This is a genomic window from Paenalcaligenes sp. Me131, assembly GCF_050487225.1.
In the GTDB taxonomy this organism is placed as follows: domain Bacteria; phylum Pseudomonadota; class Gammaproteobacteria; order Burkholderiales; family Burkholderiaceae_B; genus Paenalcaligenes.
The window spans coordinates 1-20738 of sequence record NZ_JBKQGY010000006.1; the positions used below are offsets into that span (position 1 = coordinate 1).

At 50.7% G+C, this 20738-nt stretch carries 19 protein-coding genes; 9 read left to right on the top strand and 10 right to left on the bottom strand.

The window, feature by feature from the left end; genetic code table 11:
- Positions 1 to 276: hypothetical protein (locus ACLPHM_RS16770; RefSeq protein ID WP_430222356.1), on the top strand; the 276-nt coding region annotated here is incomplete at its 5' end.
- Positions 277 to 283: 7 nt separating this feature from the next.
- On the opposite strand, the gene gltA is transcribed toward ACLPHM_RS16770, so the two are convergent.
- The 7 genes from gltA to ACLPHM_RS16805 form a co-directional block, all read right to left on the bottom strand.
- On the bottom strand, positions 284 to 1576 hold the full coding sequence (gene gltA / locus ACLPHM_RS16775; RefSeq protein ID WP_430222357.1) for a citrate synthase: 1293 nt from the start codon (positions 1574 to 1576) through the stop codon (positions 284 to 286).
- 19 nt (positions 1577 to 1595) lie between these two features.
- The gene (locus tag ACLPHM_RS16780; protein WP_135865733.1) at positions 1596 to 1856 is read right to left on the bottom strand and encodes a succinate dehydrogenase assembly factor 2; all 261 of its coding nucleotides are present in this window, start codon (positions 1854 to 1856) and stop codon (positions 1596 to 1598) included.
- Between the two features lie 9 nt (positions 1857 to 1865).
- Positions 1866 to 2582, bottom strand: a complete 717-nt coding sequence (locus ACLPHM_RS16785) for a succinate dehydrogenase iron-sulfur subunit (protein WP_430222358.1) — start codon at positions 2580 to 2582, stop codon at positions 1866 to 1868.
- Positions 2583 to 2595: 13 nt separating this feature from the next.
- The gene (gene sdhA / locus ACLPHM_RS16790; protein WP_430222418.1) at positions 2596 to 4299 is read right to left on the bottom strand and encodes a succinate dehydrogenase flavoprotein subunit; all 1704 of its coding nucleotides are present in this window, start codon (positions 4297 to 4299) and stop codon (positions 2596 to 2598) included.
- Positions 4300 to 4374: 75 nt separating this feature from the next.
- Positions 4375 to 4758, bottom strand: a complete 384-nt coding sequence (gene sdhD / locus ACLPHM_RS16795) for a succinate dehydrogenase, hydrophobic membrane anchor protein (RefSeq protein WP_430222359.1) — start codon at positions 4756 to 4758, stop codon at positions 4375 to 4377.
- A complete protein-coding gene (gene sdhC, locus ACLPHM_RS16800; RefSeq protein WP_135865740.1) occupies positions 4758 to 5171 on the bottom strand; it encodes a succinate dehydrogenase, cytochrome b556 subunit in 414 nt (137 codons plus the stop codon). The genes sdhD and sdhC overlap by 1 nt, the downstream gene beginning before the upstream one ends.
- 106 nt (positions 5172 to 5277) lie before the next feature.
- Entirely contained in the window at positions 5278 to 6051 is a 774-nt protein-coding gene (locus tag ACLPHM_RS16805) for a GntR family transcriptional regulator (RefSeq protein WP_430222360.1), read from the bottom strand.
- Positions 6052 to 6332: 281 nt separating this feature from the next.
- Between ACLPHM_RS16805 and ACLPHM_RS16810 the strand changes: the two genes are divergently transcribed.
- From ACLPHM_RS16810 to efp, 8 genes are all read left to right on the top strand, one after another.
- Entirely contained in the window at positions 6333 to 7322 is a 990-nt protein-coding gene (locus ACLPHM_RS16810) for a malate dehydrogenase (protein ID WP_430222361.1), read from the top strand.
- A gap of 608 nt (positions 7323 to 7930) precedes the next feature.
- Positions 7931 to 9136, top strand: coding sequence for a bifunctional 2-methylcitrate synthase/citrate synthase (gene prpC, locus ACLPHM_RS16815; RefSeq protein WP_430222362.1), 1206 nt, complete (start codon positions 7931 to 7933; stop codon positions 9134 to 9136).
- Between the two features lie 17 nt (positions 9137 to 9153).
- Positions 9154 to 10605 (top strand): bifunctional 2-methylcitrate dehydratase/aconitate hydratase, encoded by a 1452-nt coding sequence (locus tag ACLPHM_RS16820; protein ID WP_430222363.1) that lies wholly within the window; start codon positions 9154 to 9156, stop codon positions 10603 to 10605.
- A 257-nt stretch (positions 10606 to 10862) separates the two neighbouring features.
- On the top strand, positions 10863 to 11135 hold the full coding sequence (locus ACLPHM_RS16825; protein WP_430222364.1) for a GNAT family N-acetyltransferase: 273 nt from the start codon (positions 10863 to 10865) through the stop codon (positions 11133 to 11135).
- Positions 11136 to 11260: 125 nt separating this feature from the next.
- Positions 11261 to 13846 (top strand): bifunctional aconitate hydratase 2/2-methylisocitrate dehydratase, encoded by a 2586-nt coding sequence (acnB, locus tag ACLPHM_RS16830; protein ID WP_430222365.1) that lies wholly within the window; start codon positions 11261 to 11263, stop codon positions 13844 to 13846.
- A gap of 136 nt (positions 13847 to 13982) precedes the next feature.
- Positions 13983 to 15173 carry a DUF2863 family protein gene (locus ACLPHM_RS16835; RefSeq protein WP_430222366.1) on the top strand — a complete coding sequence of 397 codons (1191 nt, stop codon included), beginning with the start codon at positions 13983 to 13985 and terminating at the stop codon, positions 15171 to 15173.
- A 5-nt stretch (positions 15174 to 15178) separates the two neighbouring features.
- A complete protein-coding gene (gene earP / locus ACLPHM_RS16840; RefSeq protein ID WP_430222367.1) occupies positions 15179 to 16291 on the top strand; it encodes an elongation factor P maturation arginine rhamnosyltransferase EarP in 1113 nt (370 codons plus the stop codon).
- 72 nt (positions 16292 to 16363) lie between these two features.
- On the top strand, positions 16364 to 16918 hold the full coding sequence (gene efp, locus ACLPHM_RS16845; protein WP_430222368.1) for an elongation factor P: 555 nt from the start codon (positions 16364 to 16366) through the stop codon (positions 16916 to 16918).
- Between the two features lie 65 nt (positions 16919 to 16983).
- On the opposite strand, the gene ACLPHM_RS16850 is transcribed toward efp, so the two are convergent.
- The 3 genes from ACLPHM_RS16850 to ACLPHM_RS16860 all read right to left on the bottom strand — a co-directional run bounded on the left by ACLPHM_RS16850 (position 16984) and on the right by ACLPHM_RS16860 (position 20718).
- Entirely contained in the window at positions 16984 to 17466 is a 483-nt protein-coding gene (locus tag ACLPHM_RS16850) for a DUF1178 family protein (RefSeq protein ID WP_430222369.1), read from the bottom strand.
- A 76-nt stretch (positions 17467 to 17542) separates the two neighbouring features.
- Positions 17543 to 19222, bottom strand: a complete 1680-nt coding sequence (locus ACLPHM_RS16855) for an ABC transporter ATP-binding protein (protein ID WP_430222370.1) — start codon at positions 19220 to 19222, stop codon at positions 17543 to 17545.
- Positions 19219 to 20718 carry an ABC transporter permease gene (locus ACLPHM_RS16860; protein WP_430222371.1) on the bottom strand — a complete coding sequence of 500 codons (1500 nt, stop codon included), beginning with the start codon at positions 20716 to 20718 and terminating at the stop codon, positions 19219 to 19221. Before ACLPHM_RS16860 ends, ACLPHM_RS16855 begins: the two co-directional genes overlap by 4 nt.
- Positions 20719 to 20738: the final 20 nt, after the last annotated feature.

Genomic DNA, 20738 nt, shown 5'->3' on the forward strand with positions numbered 1-20738 from the left:
CTTGCTTGCTTGCTTGCTTGCTTGCTTGCTTGCTTGCTTGCTTGCTTGCTTGCTTGCTTGCTTGCTTGCTTGCTTGCTTGCTTGCTTGCTTGCTTGCTTGCTTGCTTGCTTGCTTGCTTGCTTGCTTGCTTAAGCTTTTTTGTGGTTCTTTCGCTTGAACTGCTCTACAACACAGTAAGTTCTTCCAGCACTGTCACGCTCCCTCTATCGAACAACCACAAAAAAACCCAACCGTTCAATAACGATTGGGTTCATTACTTCAGAACTGCTCTCTAATAAGCGATTAGATATTGCGTTCTGTTTCGCCTGTGTACAACTGGCGAGGACGACCAATTTTGTAGCTTGGATCGGAGATCATTTCATCCCACTGCGAGATCCAACCAACAGTACGTGCCAATGCGAAGATGGCAGTAAACAATGGTGTAGGAATACCAATAGCGCGTTGTACGATACCGGAGTAGAAGTCTACGTTCGGGTACAGTTTACGCTCAACAAAGTATGGATCTTCCAGAGCAATACGCTCCAATTCCATTGCCAGTTTGAACAGAGGATCGTTTTCCAGACCCAAAGCAGCCAATACTTCTTTGCATGTTTCTTGCATCAACTTGGCGCGTGGATCGTAGTTTTTGTAAACACGGTGACCAAAGCCCATCAGACGCACGCCTGAGTTTTTGTCTTTGACCTTTTCCATGAATTCGCCAACTTTCTCTACACCTCCATTGGCTTGCAACTCTTCCAGCATGTTCAAGCATGCTTCGTTAGCGCCACCGTGAGCAGGACCCCACAAGCAAGCTACACCAGATGCAATCGCTGCAAATGGGTTAGTGCCTGAAGAACCGCACAGACGTACTGTGGAGGTAGAAGCGTTTTGCTCGTGCTCTGCATGCAGAATGAAGATACGATCCAATGCGCGCTCTACCACTTCGTTTACTTGGTAGTCGTCGCAAGGTGTACCGAACATCATGCGCAAGAAGTTACCGGTGTAGCTCAAGTCATTGCGTGGGTACATCAAAGGTTGACCCAATGTGTACTTATGCGCCATGGCTACCAGCGTTGGCATTTTCGCGATCAAACGGATAGCGGAAATACGACGGTGCTCAGGATTAGTGATGTCAGTGGAATCGTGATAGAAAGCCGACATGGCACCAACCAAACCGGTCAGAATAGCCATAGGGTGCGCATCACGACGGAAGCCATGCAGGAATGTCTGCATTTGCTCTTGAACCATCGTGTGGTGTGTCACCAGCCAGTCAAAATCAGTTTTCTGTTTTTCATCAGGCAATTCGCCATTCAGAATCAAATAGCAAACATCTAAGAAGTTGCAGTTCTGAGCCAATTGCTCGATTGGGTAGCCGCGGTACATCAGCTTGCCCTGATCCCCATCGATGTAAGTGATCGCGGACTCACAAGAGGCCGTTGCCATAAAACCCGGATCATAGGTAAACATACCTGTAGAACCGTACAGTTTACGGATATCGATTACGTCAGGACCCACCGTCCCTTTGTATACGGGAAACTCTACCGAAGGACTTCCATCGGAAAACGATAGTGTCGCTTTCTTATCAGACAGTTGCATCACATATCTTCCTCAAAAATTACAGCTCACGAATCTGAGCTACCAAACGCCGAATATCGGTCGTGTCATACTGGCCCTCAACTTCTTTTCGGGCCAGTAAAACATCGAGTAATTCCGTGTCATCCATTTCAAACAGAAGCGTCAGAGCAGAAACGTCAACGTCAGTTAGGGTTTCTTCATAACGATCCAGAAACTTCGTCACCATCAAATCGTTTTCAAGCAAACCTCGGCGTGCTCTCCAACGTAGGCGAGCTCGTTCTAACTGCGTTAACGTTCTCATTTCTACTCCTTACACGCTGCGGCGAACCAGCATTTCTTTGATTTTGCCGATAGCTTGTGTTGGGTTCAGACCCTTAGGACATACGTCCGCACAATTCATAATGGTATGGCAACGGAACAAACGGTATGGATCTTCAAGGTTGTCCAGACGCTCAGCTGTTGCCTCATCACGAGAGTCGGCAATAAAGCGGTACGCCTGCAGCAACCCTGCTGGACCCACAAACTTATCAGGGTTCCACCAGAACGATGGGCATGATGTAGAACAACACGCGCACAGAATACATTCGTAAACACCGTCGATCTCTTCACGAGCTCCTGGTGATTGCAGACGTTCTTTTTCTGGCGGTGGTGTTTCGTTGATCAAGTACGGCTTGATAGAGTGGTACTGATCAAAGAAGTTAGTCATGTCCACGATCAGATCCCGAATGACTGGCAAGCCAGGCAGTGGGCGCAGAACAATAGGTTGTTTCAAATCGTTCAAGTTAGTTGTACAGGCCAAACCATTCTTGCCGTTGATGTTCATGGCATCAGAGCCACAAACGCCTTCACGGCAAGAACGACGAATAGCCAAGCTGTCGTCCACATCGTTTTTGATGCGAACAATAGCGTCCAACAACATCTTGTCGGTAGGCTGGAGGGTAACCTCCAGCTTTTGCATGTAGGGGCGCTCGTCCTTGTCAGGATCGTAGCGATAAATTTCGAATTTGATAGTCCGTGTTTTACTCATGACAGCGTCCTGATTAGAAGGTACGTGGCTTAGGCGGAATAGTTTCGGCCGTTAGGGGTTTCATCTGAACAGGTTTGTAGTCCAGACGGCTGCCATCGGCATACCACAAGGTATGGCGCAACCAGTTCTCGTCATCGCGCTCAGGGAAGTCGTTCAGTGCGTGAGCACCACGGCTTTCTGTGCGGTTGGCAGCAGAACGAGTTGTGGCACGAGCCACTTCAATCATGTTGGACACTTCCAGCGCTTCAATACGTGCTGTATTGAATACTTTGGATTTATCCTTAAAGTAAATATCGTTAACTTCTGGCACCAGCTCTTCGATCATGCGCTCGCCTTCTTTCAGCAAGTCCATAGTACGGAACACGCCGCAGTGTGCTTGCATGATGGTACGCATTTTGCCAGCCACGTCTTGAGCTTTCTCACCGGATGTACGGCTTTCCAAGTGCTCAACACGTGCCACAGAGTAATCGATAGCGGATTCTGGAATCTCTTGGTGGCTGTGCTCTTTCTCTGGGTGGGAATCCACAATGTGGTTACCCGCCGCACGACCAAATACGATCAGATCCAGCAAGGAGTTAGTACCCAAACGGTTAGCACCGTGTACGGACGTTGCTGCACACTCTCCTACTGCGTACAAACCGTTAACCACGTTGGTCTCGCCATTTTTGTAATCAATAACTTGGCCATAGTAGTTAGTAGGAATACCGCCCATCTGATAGTGAATGGTAGGCACAACAGGGATTGGATCTTTGATGGGGTCAACGTTCGCAAATTTGATAGAAATTTCGCGAATGGATGGCAGACGTTTTTTGATCACGTCTTCGCCCAGGTGATCCAGTTTCAGAACCACGTAGCTACCATCACCACAACCACGACCTTCTTTGATCTCTTGGTCCATAGAACGGGACACGAAGTCACGTGGGGCCAAGTCTTTCAGGTTAGGTGCGTAACGTTCCATGAAGCGCTCGCCGTCTTTATTCAGCAAGATACCGCCTTCACCACGTACACCTTCAGTGATCAGCACGCCAGCGCCAGCCACGCCAGTTGGGTGGAATTGCCAGAACTCCATGTCTTCCAGAGCCAGACCTGCACGAGCGGCCATACCCAGACCGTCACCAGTGTTGATGAAGGCGTTAGTAGAAGCCCCCCAGATACGACCAGCACCACCAGTTGCCAATACAGTACGTTTGGCTTCCAGTACGAAGATCTGACCAGTTTCCATTTCTAGAGCAGTAACACCCAGCACATCGCCGGCTTCGTTACGCAACAGGTCTAGAGCCATCCACTCAACAAAGAAGTTGGTGCGGGAAGCTACGTTTTGTTGGTACAGCGTGTGCAACATCGCGTGGCCAGTACGGTCAGCAGCGGCACAGGCACGTTGTACAGGTTTCTCACCGAAGTTCGCAGTGTGACCACCGAAAGGACGCTGGTAAATAGTACCGTTAGCGTTACGGTCAAATGGCATACCAAAGTGTTCTAGCTCGTATACAGCATTAGGCGCTTCACGGCACATGAACTCAATCGCATCTTGGTCACCCAGCCAGTCCGAACCTTTAACGGTATCGTACATGTGCCATTGCCAATGATCTTCGCTCATGTTACCCAGCGAGGCACTTACCCCACCTTGAGCAGCCACAGTATGGGAGCGTGTTGGGAAAACCTTAGACAACACAGCCACGGACAGACCGGCACGAGCCAGCTGCAACGAACAACGCATGCCAGCACCGCCGGCACCTACCACCACCACATCGAACTGGCGGCGAGGTAATGATTTATGAATAGCAGCCACGGCTTACAGGCTCCAGATAATTTGTGCAAAGAAAATGATGGATGCTAGCAACCACAAAATGGTCAGGACTTGCAAAGTCAAACGCAAGCCAGTGGGCTTAACGTAATCCATCCAGATGTCACGTACGCCAATCCAAGCGTGCCATGCCAGAGACATGAAGAACAGGCTTGATAGCAATTGACCCAAAGGCAGTCCACCTACCTTGAATGCAAACAGGCTACGCCAGGACTGGTAATCCAAAGGCATGTTTACCAACAGACCTACCAAAAACACCAGGGTATAGATAATCATGATCACAGCGGTGACGCGCTGGATGATGAAATCGAATGTCCCGTAGTGGGCGCCCACTACCAGACGATGTTGCCCAACTCGTTCTGGACTCGCCATTACCATGCTCCAAACAGTTTCAAACCGAACACAACCGTCAAAGCAAGGCTGACGATGATGACAGACGCAGCCGTTTTACAGGCGCTATATTTATCTATACCTTTGCCCAGATCCAGTGCCAAGTAACGAATACCAGCACAGAAGTGATGCAAGTAGCCCCAGATCAACACCAGCAATACTAGTTTGAACAGTGGGTGACCTACGTAGGCGCCGATCTGGTTGAACCCTGCTTCGGAACCCAAGCTTGCTGCCAACAAAGGCAACAGAACTACAGGTAGGCTCAAGAACAACAGAGCGCCGCTAATGCGGTGCAGAATGGAGGTTTTGGCCGCCAACGGTAAGCGGTATGACAATATCTGCGGTATGCCGATATTGCGATACTCCGGACGCGGTTTGGATGCGGTATCAGACATTATGGCCTCTATAAAAACAAAATGAGTGCATCGTTACGTGAAGATTATAGTTTTAGTATTTTCGCCTATTTACTTCGCAAAGCGCCAGACTTGACGCAAACAAAGATCAATTCAGCAAGTTTCGGTAGTGGAATCGGTCCGTTATATACAACCCTCTACGTACTTCCATAGGACGGTCACCATAGGTATAGGCTACCCGTTCGACTTGCAACAGAGGGGATCCCTCTGTTACGCCCAGGTGCTCAGCGGCCTCTGCACTGGCAGCCACTGCTCGTATAGATTCGTCGGCGCGCACCATGCTGACGCCAAAACCACTCTCGAACCACGCATACATGGGGCGTTTATTCGCCGCCACACTCTCGGCAGTCACACCTTTAAATGCAGACCCTGGCAGCCAGATGTCATCCAAAATGGTTGGTGTACCGTCAAAAGACAAGACGCGTCGCACGTTAACGACCACATCGGCCGTACGTAACCCCAAGAGCACTGCGATATCGGCAGGCGCTTTAATACGCGAGCAGCCCAAAATAACGCTGCTGGTTGCAGGCTGGTGCCCGTCGTCGGGGGTCAAACGCAGAAAACGGTAACGTACTTTGGCTTCGTGGTGAGTGGACACAAAGGTGCCCTTACCTTGACGGCGTATCAACAGGTTGTCGGCCGCCAGTTCATCAATCGCCTTACGTACTGTGCCTTGGCTGACCTGATAACGAGCCGCCAAATCGAACTCACTGGGAATAGCCTCACCGGGCTTCCACTCACCTCTATCAAGACTTTGTAATAACAAAGCCTTGATCTGCTGGTATAACGGACTATATGCCGCACTGGCAGCATTTCGTTCCGACACCAACAAGCGTTCGGGTGTAGCAATGGGATCTGTCATAAGCCTGCTAGCCGGTTACTTGAAAAGTTAGCGACCGCGCACAAGAATTTAAACTGATCATATTTTCGCACGCTATACCGAATCTGTCTAACACTCTTCTGTCTTATATAAGATATAAGAGATTTGACTAGCCCCCCATTTTGGTCTAGTGTTCGCACCATGAAGTCTCTGTTCTGAGCCACATCAAAAATCACATGCATTTTTAGGTTTCAGCAGAGCAAACTGGCAGTACACTAGTTTCCAAGCACACTGTTTTTCCAACCCAACTGGAGTCAACTCTCATGTCCAAACCCGCAATGCGCGTTGCCGTTACCGGCGCCGCAGGCCAGATCGGTTACGCACTACTGTTCCGCATCGCTTCAGGCGAAATGCTGGGCAAAGACCAACCCGTTATTCTGCAATTGCTGGAAATCCCAGACGAAAAAGCTCAGAAAGCCCTGCAAGGCGTCATGATGGAGCTGGACGACTGCGCATTCCCTCTGTTGCAAAGCATGACTGCTCACAGCGACCCACGTACTGCATTCAAAGATGCTGACGTTGCTCTGCTGGTTGGCGCTCGTCCTCGTGGCCCAGGCATGGAGCGTAAAGATCTGCTGAGCGTGAACGCTAAGATCTTCACCGAGCAAGGCCGTGCACTGAACGATGTGGCTAGCCGCAATGTCAAAGTATTGGTTGTAGGTAACCCTGCTAACACCAACGCTTACATCGCTATGAAATCCGCACCTGATCTGCCAGCGAAAAACTTCACAGCTATGCTGCGCCTGGATCACAACCGTGCGTTGTCTCAATTGGCTCAGAAAGCCAACATCGCTGTTGCTGATATCGAGAACCTGATTGTGTGGGGCAACCACTCCCCAACCATGTACCCAGATATCCGCTTTGCTACCGTTAACGGCGCATCGCTGGAACAGAAAATCAACGACCAAGAATGGAACCGTGACACCTTTATCCCTAAAGTGGGTAAACGTGGCGCCGCCATTATTGAAGCGCGTGGCCTGTCCTCCGCTGCTTCCGCTGCTAACGCTGCCATCGACCACGTACGCGACTGGGTACTGGGCAGCAATGGCAAATGGGTAACAATGGGTGTACCTTCCGATGGTTCCTACGGTATTCCTGAAGGCATCATCTACGGTGTACCAGTGACAACAGCAAACGGCGAATACACACGTGTTGCCGGCTTGGAAATCGATGCATTCTCTCGTGAACGCATGGACTTCACTCTAAACGAGTTGCTGGAAGAGCGCGACGGCGTGAAAGACTTACTGGCGTAAGACTTTAGAACAAGGCCTGCTATATGCAGGCCTTGTTTTTATGTATGCTAGCTACACCAGCCACTCTTTTCTCTACCCCACCGCAACAGGATTACCAGCACTCGTTTAGAAACATTTTCCGGAGAAGTTCATGAACACCCTCGCTTCTACTGGCCCGCTGTTTCGCCGCCCCTGCAGCAACAACATTTCATCGCACTCCCCGGCTACTTCTAGCCCCCTTGCCGCATCTCGCGCATACCACTCTCCTCTCACCTGCCTCATCTTGTCTGCCAGCAGGTTTCTAGATTCTGAATTTTCAGCCCCTCAACCACGTATTGCACTCGGCACTCATCGCCTGGGCAACGCCGTAACACGCCCCAGCCTTACGTAGCAACACGCATGATGCATGGGCACAGCCCATATTCATTACGCGTGTAAGGCGCACTAGGGTTTTGCAGCCATCCCTATCTTTTCTTGCGCCAAAAGCCTCTGCTGCCGTTTACACCTATCACGGCACCAGAACACGACAACCAACCTTATGCACAACATGAGGCTTTGACTCGCGTATAGGCAATCACACCTTTGAATGTCCACGTTACAACAACCAAGCAGTTCAAAAGGAGACAAACATGGCAACAACACGACGCACCGCATCCAAAAGATCAGCAAAAGCGACGGAGCCCACCACAACGGCAGCACCTCCTCCAAAACCCAAAAAGTCGGTTGCTCTATCCGGCATTGTTGCCGGCGACACGGCACTTTGCACGGTAGGCCGTAGCGGTAATGATTTGCACTATAGGGGCTACGACATTTTGGATATCGCACACACCTGCGAGTTCGAAGAGATTGCCCACCTACTGATTCACGGCAAGCTCCCTACACGACCTGAGCTTAAGGCCTACAAAGACAAACTGCGTCGCTTGCGAGGGTTACCCGCCGCGCTAGTTGCCGTACTGGAGACCCTCCCCCCTGCGAGTCACCCTATGGATGTGATGCGCACGGCGGTCTCGGTATTAGGGTGTGTATTACCCGAAAAAGATGACCACAACCTGCCAGACGCCCGCGATATTGCTGATCACCTTATCGCCAATCTAGGCTCTGCCCTGCTCTACTGGTATCACTTTAGTCATAACGGTTGCTCCATCACTCTACAGACCGATGACGACAGCATAGGCGGACACTTTCTGCATTTACTGCACGGCCAAAAACCCTCAGACGATTGGGTACGCGCCATGCACACCTCGCTGATTTTGTATGCCGAGCATGAATTTAATGCCTCCACCTTCACCAGCCGTGTGATTGCCAGCACTGGTTCAGACATGTATTCCGCCATTACTGGCGCTATTGGTGCGCTGCGCGGCCCCAAACATGGTGGCGCGAACGAGGTGGCTTTTGAAATTCAGAAACGCTATAGCAACCCCGACGACGCAGAGGCCGATATACGCAGGCGCGTAGAAAACAAAGAGGTGATTATTGGTTTTGGCCACCCGGTGTACACCATTGCCGACCCACGCAACCAAATCATCAAAGAAGTGGCGTACAAGCTATCCAAAAAGCAAAGCAGCACAAAAATGTATGACATTGCAGAACGCTTAGAAACGGTGATGTGGGATGCCAAAAAGATGTTCCCCAATCTGGATTGGTTTTCGGCTGTGTCCTACCACATGATGGGTGTACCCACTGCTATGTTCACCCCATTATTCGTACTGGCCCGCACCGCCGGATGGGCTGCGCACATTATTGAACAGCGCATCGATAACAAAATCATTCGCCCTACGGCCAACTATGTGGGCCCCGAAGACTTGAAATTCGTCCCCATTAACCGTCGCACCTAACTCTGGAGCCGCTTGTTATGTCTGCACCCATTTCCAACATTCGCCCTGAGGCGGATCACGTTTTAGTCGATATTGCAGATTACGTGCTGAATTACGAAATCAACAGCACGCTAGCTTACGAGACAGCACGCAACTGCCTGATGGACACCTTAGGTTGCGGGTTAGAGTCTTTGGAATACCCTGCTTGCCGCAAACTATTAGGGCCTATTGTTCCTGGCACCATTGTCCCGAATGGCGCCAAAGTACCGGGTACACAGTTCCAACTTGACCCCGTGCAGGCCGCCTTCAACATAGGTACGATGATTCGGTGGCTGGATTTCAACGACACATGGCTAGCTGCCGAGTGGGGACACCCCTCCGACAACCTAGGCGGTATTCTGGCTACAGCGGATTGGTTATCGCGCAATGCCGTGGCCGTAGGTAAACCGGCACTCACGATGCGTGAGGTATTAACGGCCATGATTAAGGCCCACGAGATTCAGGGCTGCATCGCACTAGAGAACTCGTTTAACAAAGTAGGCTTGGATCACGTAGTTCTGGTCAAAGTAGCGTCCACGGCCGTAGTCGCCCACATGCTGGGACTAAATCGCGAAGAAATCATCAACGCTCTCTCGTTAGCGTGGGTAGATGGCCAAAGCCTGCGTACCTACCGGCACTCACCCAACACTGGTAGCCGAAAAAGCTGGGCAGCGGGCGATGCTACCAGTCGCGCAGTGCGTTTAGCCTTAATCGCCAAAACAGGTGAAATGGGCTACCCCTCTGTGCTGTCTGCCAAAACCTGGGGCTTTTACGACGTGTTATTCAAAGGTAAACCGTTCACCTTTCAGCGCCCTTATGGCAGCTACGTGATGGAAAATGTGCTGTTCAAGATTTCCTATCCCGCTGAATTCCACTCACAAACAGCGGTGGAATGCGCCATGACCATACACGAGCAACTGAAGGCTAAAGGTAAAACAGCCGAAGACATTACCAAGATCACCATACGCACCCATGAAGCGTGCATACGTATCATCGACAAAAAGGGGCCGCTTCATAACCCCGCTGACCGCGATCACTGCATACAGTACATGGTTGCTGTGCCGATTTTGTTTGGCCGATTAACCGCCGCCGACTATGAAGATCACATTGCTAGCGATCAGCGTATTGACGCACTACGCGACAAAATGGTGTGCGTGGAAGATCCTGCCTTTACAGCGGACTACCATGACCCCGATAAGCGCTCCATCGCCAACGCATTAACGGTGGAGTTCAGTGATGGCAGCAAACTGGACGAAATTGTGTGCGAATACCCCATCGGCCATAAACGTCGTCGCGCCGATGGTATCCCGTTATTGGAGGCCAAGTTTCGCACCAATCTGGCACGCATCTTTCCTAGCAAGCAACAACAGCGAATTTTGGACGTATCACTAGACCAAAAAGCACTGGAAAACATGCCCGTACATGACTACCTAGACATGTATGTGATTTAAGGTTTCTACGATGGCTCTGATGCGCTGAAGTTAGCCCAGAAACCGTCAACACTGACATCAAAGACCTACATAAAGGTCTGAAAATAGCTGGCGTTATGAGGCTTGCATTCCCTCGTAACGCCTTTGTTTTCCTAGCCGTACGCCATACCCAGCCAACCAAAAATCACTACAAAACGTTACCACTCCTGCCACACTACGTAGTTGTTACAACAGCTATGTTACAGTCATCAGAACACCGACTTTTTCCCTGTACTCACATGCGTAATGTCACTCATAACACTGCCGAACAACGTTTCGAAATTCTAGAAGATTCGTATCTGTGCACGCTGGAATATCAGCTACGGGATAACACACTAACCATTACTCATACTGTCGTCCCTCGTGCCGTTGGTGGCAAAGGCATCGCTGGCGAACTGGTCAAAACTGCGCTGGATTATGCTAGAGAACAACAGTTGCACGTTATACCGCAATGCAGTTATGCCGCCGTGTACGTACAGCGCCATCCTGAATACCAAGATCTTGTGTTGTAAAGCAAACAAGCGCATATCAGAAGTCTTATGTCTTATATAAGACCATTGCGTTGAACCCTGCTTACACCTACAATAGGGGCATTACAAGCCTCTTGTCCCACCCTTTACTTAAATAGGCCTGCAACATGCTGGATTCTTATAGCCAACACGTTGCCGAACGCGCCGCGTTGGGCATCCCCCCACTGCCGCTGACGGCACAACAAACCGCAGATCTGATCGAACTGATCAAAAACCCTCCTGCTGGTCAGGAAGAGTTTTTGCTGGACTTGCTCACCCACCGCGTACCAGCGGGTGTGGACGATGCCGCCAAAGTTAAAGCCTCTTACCTTGCAGCAGTCGCATTCGGCACTGAAAGCAACACGCTGTTTGATCGCAAACGCGCCTGTGAGCTGCTGGGCACCATGCTGGGTGGCTACAATATTGCTCCATTGCTGCAATTGCTGGATGACGCCGAGCTGGCTCCTACTGCTGCTGAAGCACTGAAACACACCTTGCTGATGTTCGACGCTTTCCACGACGTGAAAGAAAAAGCCGACAAAGGCAACAAATTCGCTCAAGAAGTGCTGCAAAGCTGGGCTGATGCTGAGTGGTTCACCAGCCGCCCTGAAGTGCCTGAAAGCATGACTGTGACAGTATTTAAAGTCACTGGCGAAACCAACACTGACGACTTGTCTCCTGCACCAGATGCATGGAGCCGTCCTGACATTCCTCTGCATGCATTGGCCATGCTGAAAAACCCTCGTCCAGGTATTACACCGGATGATCCAGGTAAAGTCGGCCCTATCCAGTTCCTGGAGTCCTTGAAAGAACAAGGTCACCAGATCGCTTACGTGGGTGACGTAGTTGGTACAGGTTCTTCCCGTAAATCCGCGACGAACTCCGTGCTGTGGTTCACCGGCGATGACATCCCATTTGTTCCTAACAAACGCTTTGGTGGCGTATGTTTGGGCAGCAAAATTGCACCTATCTTCTACAACACCATGGAAGATGCTGGCGCGCTGCCAATCGAATTGGACGTTTCCAAAATGGAAATGGGCGATGTCGTTGAACTGCGCCCTTACGAAGGCAAAGCCTTGAAAAACGGCGAAGTAATCGCCGAGTTCAAAGTAAAATCCGACGTATTGTTTGACGAAGTACGCGCTGGTGGTCGTATTCCTCTGATCATCGGTCGTGGTCTGACCACACGTGCTCGTGAAGCACTGGGCTTGCCAGCAACTGACTTGTTCCGTCTGCCACAAGCGCCTGTAGACAGCGGCAAAGGTTTCTCCTTGGCACAAAAAATGGTTGGTCGCGCATGCGGTCTGCCAGAAAACCAAGGTATTCGTCCAGGCACATACTGCGAACCTCGCATGACTACCGTTGGTAGCCAAGATACAACTGGCCCAATGACACGTGACGAGCTGAAAGACTTGGCTTGCTTGGGCTTCTCTGCTGACTTGGTGATGCAGTCCTTCTGCCACACAGCCGCCTATCCAAAACCTGTTGACGTCAAAACTCACCACGAACTGCCTGATTTCATCAGCACACGTGGCGGTGTATCCCTGCGTCCAGGCGACGGTGTGATCCACTCGTGGTTAAACCGTATGTTGTTGCCTGATACCGTTGGTACAGGTGGTGACTCTCACACACGTTTCCCTATCGGTATCAGCTTCCCAGCAGGTTCCGGTCTGGTCGCGTTTGCGGCAGCTACAGGTGTTATGCCTTTGGATATGCCTGAGTCCGTATTGGTACGTTTCAGCGGCAAAATGCAGCCTGGCGTAACACTGCGTGATTTGGTTAACGCCATTCCTTTCTACGCGATTAAGCAAGGTCTGTTGACAGTAGAAAAAGCTGGCAAGATCAATATTTTCTCTGGCCGTATTCTGGAAATCGAAGGTTTGCCTAACCTGAAAGTTGAGCAAGCATTTGAGTTGTCTGACGCTTCTGCTGAGCGTTCTGCTGCAGCATGTACCGTACGTCTAGACAAAGAACCTATCATCGAATACTTGAACAGTAACATCACACTGTTGAAGTGGATGATCGCTAACGGTTACGAAGATGAGCGTACATTGGCTCGCCGCATCCAGAACATGGAAAGCTGGTTGGCTAACCCTGAATTGATGGAACCCGATGCTGACGCTGAATACGCAGCAGTGATCGACATCAACATGTCCGAAATCCACGAGCCTATCGTTGCTTGCCCTAACGACCCTGATGATGTGAAAACACTGTCAGACGTATCCGGCACAGCCATCGACGAAGTGTTTATCGGTAGCTGCATGACTAACATCGGTCACTTCCGTGCTGCCTCCAAACTACTGGAAGGCAAACGCGACATCCCTACCCGTCTGTGGATTGCGCCTCCTACCAAAATGGATCAGGCTCAGTTGACAGAAGAAGGCCACTACGGCGTTCTGGGTACAGCGGGTGCTCGTATGGAAATGCCAGGTTGCTCGCTGTGTATGGGTAACCAAGCTCAAGTACGTGAAGGTGCAACAGTGATGTCCACCAGTACACGTAACTTCCCTAACCGTTTGGGTAAAAACTCCAACGTGTTCTTGGGTTCGGCTGAGCTGGCCGCTGTATGTTCCCGTCTGGGCCGCATTCCTTCCCGTGAAGAATACTTGGCTGATATGGGCATCTTGGAAAAAGACAGCGACAAGATCTACCACTACTTGAACTTCGACCAAATCGAAGAGTACAAGGAAATTGCTGACTCCGTCGGCATTTAAGCAACACACTTGCTCTAAAGTGTACAGAGGGGCTGCATTTATGCAGCCCCTCTGTTTGTGTTCTGTCACAAGACAGCCACCGCACACTACTTCAAGGGTAAACTGATTCTATTGTTACCGGTTTCCTACTTCTGGCATGCATCCATCTTTGTTACCTGACTATCAGCATCTGCATTCACATGCCCAACGCTTGTTGCAGTGCGCGGATGCGCTCAGCCACTCTGTATCCAAAGTAGAAGATTCCTACTGGGAGCATCTGGCCGAACAATGCATAGAAACGCTGCTGCTTTCTGACGAAAGCCCCATTATCGAACAGCTGTTTCAATACCTGAATGAGCACCAACTGACTGAGCATTTAGAAATCATCGCCAGTCTATTGGAAGGTTGCAGCGAATCCATCACGCTAGAAGATGCCCAAGGCTTGCGCCATGATGCGCTGCTGATCAGCATCCCTGTTACCGCGTGGACACGCTACAGCCTGCCCGAAGGCCCTATGGATTCCGAGCTTACACAGGCGTTGGAACAACAACTGCATAAGCTGGTGTTGGCCCCCAAGGTGCGTGTAGCCCTGCATCCCGAGCTGCTCTGCTTTGAGGACGTGCCGCACAACTTGCACCAAGCCCGTCAGTTGCTCGAGTCTTTAGCCAAACAAGCACTAGGACTGCACGGGAAATCCACGACAAAGTTGCCGCCTCGCTCACAGCACCCTACGCTGTTAGCGGATGCCCGCTTTGTCTTGGCGGTTATTGCCGCCCCAGCAGGTTCGCCCTTGTTTGCATGGCAACAAAGTAAAGAGCGTGCGCTGACGAAACAATTAGCCATTCTCAACACATGGCAACAACACAGCCAAGAACTCTTTGCTGGATTATTCACAGGCTGCCAAACCGAGTACTGGCTTCCTAATGCCTTTCATGCCAATAACCGCGTAGCTGAGCAGCATTTGCGCCCGCTGAACCTCAAAGCTACCGTGACATGGCTACAAACCGTTGCCCAAGTTCCTAAAGGGCAACTCACTGCCATACTCGCGGCATGTGGGCAGGAACAAATAGAAGAATATCGTATAGGTTTCTGCGTGACAGATAGCGATGTAGTCATACATGGTTGTATCTGGCCCCTGCTAGACCCCGACGACCAATCAGACACTCTGGCTCAAATCAGCGAACTGCTTAAAGAGCTAGAGAGTGGCGACGTATTATTGCTGCCCGGTCTCTACGAGCCCGAGTTCTGCGACGACTGCGAAACCCCGTACTTTCCCAATCCGGATGCCGAACTCGTGCACCCGGAATTCCCTGAACAAATAGATTCAGAACCTCCGCTTCTACATTAATATCCGTGTTTCATTTTGATATTTTCTGCCGTGTCGTTGATAACTACGGCGACATAGGCGTCTGTTGGCGTCTAGCTCGCCAATTGGCAGCCCCTCCGCATCAAAAAAACGTACGCCTGTGGGTGGACGACTTACAAAGCTTTAAACGCTTGGAACCCCGTCTGCAAACCGAGCTGAATGAACAGCACATAGACGGCGTTACCGTACACCCTTGGAAGGATGTGCAAGCTTTTACGCTGCCTCCTGCTGAGGTGGTAATAGAAGCGTTTGCCTGCGAATTACCCGACACCTACAAGGCTGCCATTACTGACCAGACACTGTGGTTGAATCTGGAGTATTTAAGCGCCGAAGACTGGGTGGAAGACTTCCATACACAGCCCTCGCCACAGCAACAAGGCCAACGTAAGTATTTCTTTTTCCCTGGCTTTACTGAACGTACTGGCGGTTTGCTACGTGAAGAAAATCTTAAGCAGCAACGCCTTAGCTGGCAGCAAGATCAACGTAATGCTCAAGCACTATGGACCAAGATTGGTTTATCTGAACGTACTCAGATTGAATTAATGCACGGCCAGCGCAGGCAGATTTTGTTATTTTCTTACCCTTCCGCACCGGTTATGGCGCTGCTACAGGCCTTGCAACAGGGCAATCACGATACGCTAGTGCTAAGCCCCACTCCGTTCACACCTGAACAACAAGTGCTGTCTAACGACCACCTGCAACTGCATCATTTCAATTTTGTGAGCCAAGTCGAGTTTGATCACTTGCTTTGGAGCAGTGACCTGAACTTTGTACGTGGCGAAGATTCCCTCGTTCGCGCCCTGTGGGCAGCTAAGCCATTTATTTGGCAGCCCTACGAGCAAGAAGAAGGGCTGCATACAAAAAAACTACAGGCATTACTGAATCACAGCCCCATGAATCAGGCCGTTCAGACACTGATGCACACCTGGAGCAGCCAAGACAGCCTGCAATTTACGGATCAATACTTGTCTTGTATGCAGGCTCCTATGTGGCACAGATGGCGCGAAGAAGCCCTGCAATGGCATAATACGCTGTTGCAACAGACAGACCTGTGTACGCATCTGCTGGAATTCTGTACGAAACACCAGCCTACACAGTAAAATAGTCTTCTTTACGATTTTTGCCCCACACCATCACGTGCGGGGCCATCCTTTACCGGAGTTTCTTTAGTTATGAAAACCGCTCAAGAGGTACGCGTTGGTAACGTGGTGCTCGTCAATGGCGAACCTTTAGTTGTACAGAAATCCGAATACAACAAGTCTGGCCGTAACTCAGCTGTTGTAAAAATGAAGTTCAAAAACTTGCTGACAGGCTCTCCTAGCGAAGCTGTACACAAAGCTGACGAAAAATTCGACATCGTTACGCTAGAGAAAAAAGAGTGCAGCTACTCCTACTTCGCTGATCCTATGTACGTATTCATGGATACTGAATACAACCAGTACGAGATCGAAGCAGACAGCATGGGTGATGCGCTGAACTACCTGGAAGAAGGTATGGAAGCAGAAGTAGTGTTCTACGAAGGTCGCGCGATCTCTCTGGAATTGCCTACGATGATCGTTCGTGAAATCACTTACACAGAACCTGCTGTGCGTGGTGACACTTCCGGTAAAGTGCTGAAACCAGCCACTATCAACACTGGCCACACTCTGCAAGTGCCTATGTTCTGCGAAATTGGTGACAAAATCGAAATCGATACACGCACCAACGAATACCGCAGCCGTGTGTAATCCACACATTCAGGCAAGCAAAAAGGATCGCTTAGCGATCCTTTTTTGTGTGTGTTGATAGCCTACTACTGCAAGCGATCATCATCCAGATAATCCGGTATAGGTACTACGGCAATGCCTTCCTCTACCAGCTCTACGCATTCTTCAGCGGTCGCACTGCCTCGTATAGAGCGCTCTTCAATTTCGCCGTTGTGCATTTTTCTGGCTTCTTCAGCGAAGTTTTCCCCTACGTTATCTGCTTGGCTTAATAAGGTGCGTACTTGGCGCATCACTTCGGCTTGCATCGCTGCGACGTCCGTAGCGGCTGATGGCGCCCCACCTGCTGCTGACGACATAGCAGCGGCTGACGCAGGCTTAGAGGGAGAATCTTTGAGGTGACGTAAATTCAACCGGGGTGCAGATAATTTTTTATGTACCACCACAGAGTGACACACAGGACAACTCAACAGCTTTTGTTCCAGCTGCTGCTCATAATTGTCTTGTGATTTAAACCAGCCCTCAAACACATGCTGGTTTTCACATTGAAGATCAAAAACTTTTAACGCCATACCCTACCTAGTGAAGGCTACAGTGACCGTAATAGCCCCATTATAAACGCTATACCTCGCCCAACGCCCTTGCTGCTTACAACCGTGGGACCGAGGCCAACAACTGCTTGGTGGACTCATGTTGCGGGTGTAATAGCACATCTTCAGCACTGCCATACTCCGCAATGCGCCCGTTATGCATCACCGCAACGGAATCAGCCAAATACTCTACTACACCAAAGTTATGGGTGATGAACAAATACGCCATGCCGCTGTCTTGCTGCAATTGACGTAATAAATTCAGTATTTGTGCCTGCACCGACACGTCCAACGCCGATGTAGGCTCATCGCACAGCAATACTTTAGGTTCTACCGCCAACGCTCGCGCAATGGCCACTCGCTGACGCTGGCCGCCCGAAAACTCATGTGGATAACGTTCAGCACTGTTCGCTGGTAAACCCGTTTGATCCAATAATGTTTTGATACGGGTGTGTCGCTGCTCTTTGCTGGTATGTGGATGCAACGCCCGTATGCCCTCATCCAATATATCGCCCACCAACATACGCGGGTTTAGCGAGGCATAGGGGTCTTGAAACACGATCTGTATTTGGCTGCGTAAGGCTTTAAGTTGCTGCCCCTGCGCCGCCAATAAATTCTGGCCATCTAACAAGGCTTCACCCTGTATGTGTGCTTGCCCATCTAGCAACCGCAGCAAGGCTTTTGCCAAGGTGGTTTTGCCGCAGCCAGACGCCCCCAACAATGCCAAGGTTTCACCCTGATGCAAACAGAGGTTCACATCCGTCACCACGGGAATGCTACGACGCTTACGCAACCATCCGCTGCCTGCCCAATACGATACATGCACGCCTGTTAACGCTAACACTGGCGTACGGGATGCCACATCGGTGGCGTCATTGTTTTCTACTGCTGACACAGGGGAAGCTCCCAGCCCTAATGGCTGACCACGTTTTTCATAGGTAGGAATAGCCGCTAACAACTCTTGCGCATAAGGATGATCGGGGTGTGCAAAGAACTGTTCTGCTGGGGATATCTCTACGATATTGCCCGCCTTCATCAACGCCACAGTATGCGCAATACGCTTCACTACCGCCAAATCGTGGGTAATCAATAAAATACCCAGCCCCATTTCTTGCTGTATTTCAGCCAGCAAATCCAGAATTTGCGCCTGTACCGTCACATCCAATGCGGTGGTAGGTTCATCCGCAATCAGCAAGGTAGGCTCGGCGGCCAAAGCCATCGCAATCATAATACGTTGCCGCTGCCCGCCTGAGAATTGGAAGGGGTATTCGTGTAGACGTTCACGCGCGTTGGGAATGCCTACTCGTTCTAACCACCAAATGACTTTTTCCCATACCGCATCACCACGCAACTGGCTGTGCAAACGTATGGTTTCAGCAATTTGTTCACCTATGCTCATGATAGGGTTTAAGCAGGTAGAGGGCTCTTGGAAGATCATACCGGCTTGCCCACCACGCAACTGCTGCATACGCTGCTCGGGCACATCAAATACCGCTTCGCCAGCCAGACTCACATCGCCTGAACTGATCCATGCCGCATCAGGAAGCAAGCGCACAATCGCTTGCGCCGTTAGGCTTTTGCCTGAGCCGGATTCACCCACCAAGGCAAACGTACGCCCCTGCTGCACGGCGAACTCCACCTGTCTCACCACTTCTTTGGCTTGATCTTCGGTCGCCACACTCACGCTAAGTTGAGACACATCCAGCAAGACATTATTTGGTTGCAGAGTTTGACTCATCGTGAGCCCTCCTTGGCTGCACTGGCCTTACGTCTGAAACGCTGTAGGCTTTGCAATCTGGGGATATGTAAACGTCGTGTGCGGGGATCAAAAGCACGCTGCACGGCATCTGAAAAAATATTGGCCGACAGCACCAAGGCCAACAAGAACACAAACGCCGCGAGCAAGTTCCACCAGATCATAGGATCGCGCGACATTTCTACACGTGAGGCATCAATCATGGTGCCAAATGAGGGCATGCTGGGGTCCACACCTATACCCAAGTAGGACAATACCGCCTCGTAAAGCACCAACCCCGAGAACTCTAGCACCATCGTAATCAGCACAATGTGCATGAGGTTAGGCAGGATGTGTTTAAGCATAATGCGCACGTGGCTCACGCCAAAGGCACGCGCTGCCTGCACGTATTCCATTTCACGCAGCTTCAAGGTCTCGGCGCGCAGCAGTCGGCATAAGCCCGCCCAACCGGTGAAGCCTAAAATTAGACACAGCAAAAACAAACGCAAATCGGCGCGCGCTGCGATGGTGTCGAACAGTTCGGGATGAGACTCTATATACACCTGCATCATCAGCACACACGCCGCGATCAGCAGCACGCCCGGCACTGAGGTCAAGGTGGTGTAGATGTATTGAATCAAGTCATCTATCCAGCCTTTGAAGTAGCCTGCTGCAATGCCAAAAAACAAAGCCGGTGGCAACATGGCGCAAGTTGTTAAGGTACCAATCACCAAGGCAGTACGTACACTTTTAAGCGCTAACGCGATAACATCATTGCCTGACCTGTCTGTACCCAATACGTAGTAATTACCGGCCAGCATAATCAGTGCCAACACCATAATCACCAAAATAGACAAGGCTATCCACGCGGCACGCCATGCCACGCGTTCACTGCCATTACGCCACCATAAACTGCGTGCGGCCCACCAGCCCTTGGACTGCTTGCGCGCACGCACAATACGCCACGCCAAGCTGTTCACCAGCGTCCACGACAACACTAGCCACAACAAGGCATACCCACCTGCAATTTTTAGTCGTTGGCGTACATCTTCATTACGCTCTTCTAGCGTGCCTATCCCTACAGCGGCTTGTTCCAATGCCGGATAGTCACGTACAGCTTGCCCATCTACCAGCTGAGATTCTTTAAAAAACAAGGTGAGTGAAAACGGTGCTGAATACGTACGCTCTACTTTGCTTAAGCCCGTAGCATCTAACACATCATCCAGAACGGATCTGGCAATAGGCGCGTAACGCTGCGGCGCATTCTGTGCGCTATCCAATGCAGGTAACGCCTGACGATAATGAATAGAATCCAGCATGCCTACCACGACAAAACTCAGCAACACTACGGCTGCTGCCGCTGCAGAAGGCGTACGCCAGACGCTGCCCCATGCAGCACGTAGCGCCGTAGTACGACGCACATGCCAGACGTAGCCCAAGGCCGCTAACAACGCCAGCCACAGAAAAATATCGGTCCAGAGCAAAGCAAATTTAGGCATGATCATGACCTTGTGCAGAA

What these genes read in the sequence shown, in the direction of transcription:
- ACLPHM_RS16825 (WP_430222364.1), top strand. Translation starts at nt 10,863, where the DNA reads ATGCGTAATGTCACTCATAACACTGCCGAACAACGTTTCGAAATTCTA.
- ACLPHM_RS16850 (WP_430222369.1), bottom strand. Translation starts at nt 17,466, where the DNA reads ATGGCGTTAAAAGTTTTTGATCTTCAATGTGAAAACCAGCATGTGTTT.
- efp (WP_430222368.1), top strand. Translation starts at nt 16,364, where the DNA reads ATGAAAACCGCTCAAGAGGTACGCGTTGGTAACGTGGTGCTCGTCAAT.
- sdhC (WP_135865740.1), bottom strand. Translation starts at nt 5,171, where the DNA reads ATGTCTGATACCGCATCCAAACCGCGTCCGGAGTATCGCAATATCGGC.
- ACLPHM_RS16805 (WP_430222360.1), bottom strand. Translation starts at nt 6,051, where the DNA reads ATGACAGATCCCATTGCTACACCCGAACGCTTGTTGGTGTCGGAACGA.
- ACLPHM_RS16780 (WP_135865733.1), bottom strand. Translation starts at nt 1,856, where the DNA reads ATGAGAACGTTAACGCAGTTAGAACGAGCTCGCCTACGTTGGAGAGCA.
- ACLPHM_RS16810 (WP_430222361.1), top strand. Translation starts at nt 6,333, where the DNA reads ATGTCCAAACCCGCAATGCGCGTTGCCGTTACCGGCGCCGCAGGCCAG.
- ACLPHM_RS16855 (WP_430222370.1), bottom strand. Translation starts at nt 19,222, where the DNA reads ATGAGTCAAACTCTGCAACCAAATAATGTCTTGCTGGATGTGTCTCAA.
- prpC (WP_430222362.1), top strand. Translation starts at nt 7,931, where the DNA reads ATGGCAACAACACGACGCACCGCATCCAAAAGATCAGCAAAAGCGACG.
- ACLPHM_RS16835 (WP_430222366.1), top strand. Translation starts at nt 13,983, where the DNA reads ATGCATCCATCTTTGTTACCTGACTATCAGCATCTGCATTCACATGCC.
- sdhA (WP_430222418.1), bottom strand. Translation starts at nt 4,299, where the DNA reads ATGCGTTGTTCGTTGCAGCTGGCTCGTGCCGGTCTGTCCGTGGCTGTG.
- acnB (WP_430222365.1), top strand. Translation starts at nt 11,261, where the DNA reads ATGCTGGATTCTTATAGCCAACACGTTGCCGAACGCGCCGCGTTGGGC.
- ACLPHM_RS16860 (WP_430222371.1), bottom strand. Translation starts at nt 20,718, where the DNA reads ATGCCTAAATTTGCTTTGCTCTGGACCGATATTTTTCTGTGGCTGGCG.
- ACLPHM_RS16820 (WP_430222363.1), top strand. Translation starts at nt 9,154, where the DNA reads ATGTCTGCACCCATTTCCAACATTCGCCCTGAGGCGGATCACGTTTTA.
- gltA (WP_430222357.1), bottom strand. Translation starts at nt 1,576, where the DNA reads ATGCAACTGTCTGATAAGAAAGCGACACTATCGTTTTCCGATGGAAGT.
- sdhD (WP_430222359.1), bottom strand. Translation starts at nt 4,758, where the DNA reads ATGGCGAGTCCAGAACGAGTTGGGCAACATCGTCTGGTAGTGGGCGCC.
- ACLPHM_RS16785 (WP_430222358.1), bottom strand. Translation starts at nt 2,582, where the DNA reads ATGAGTAAAACACGGACTATCAAATTCGAAATTTATCGCTACGATCCT.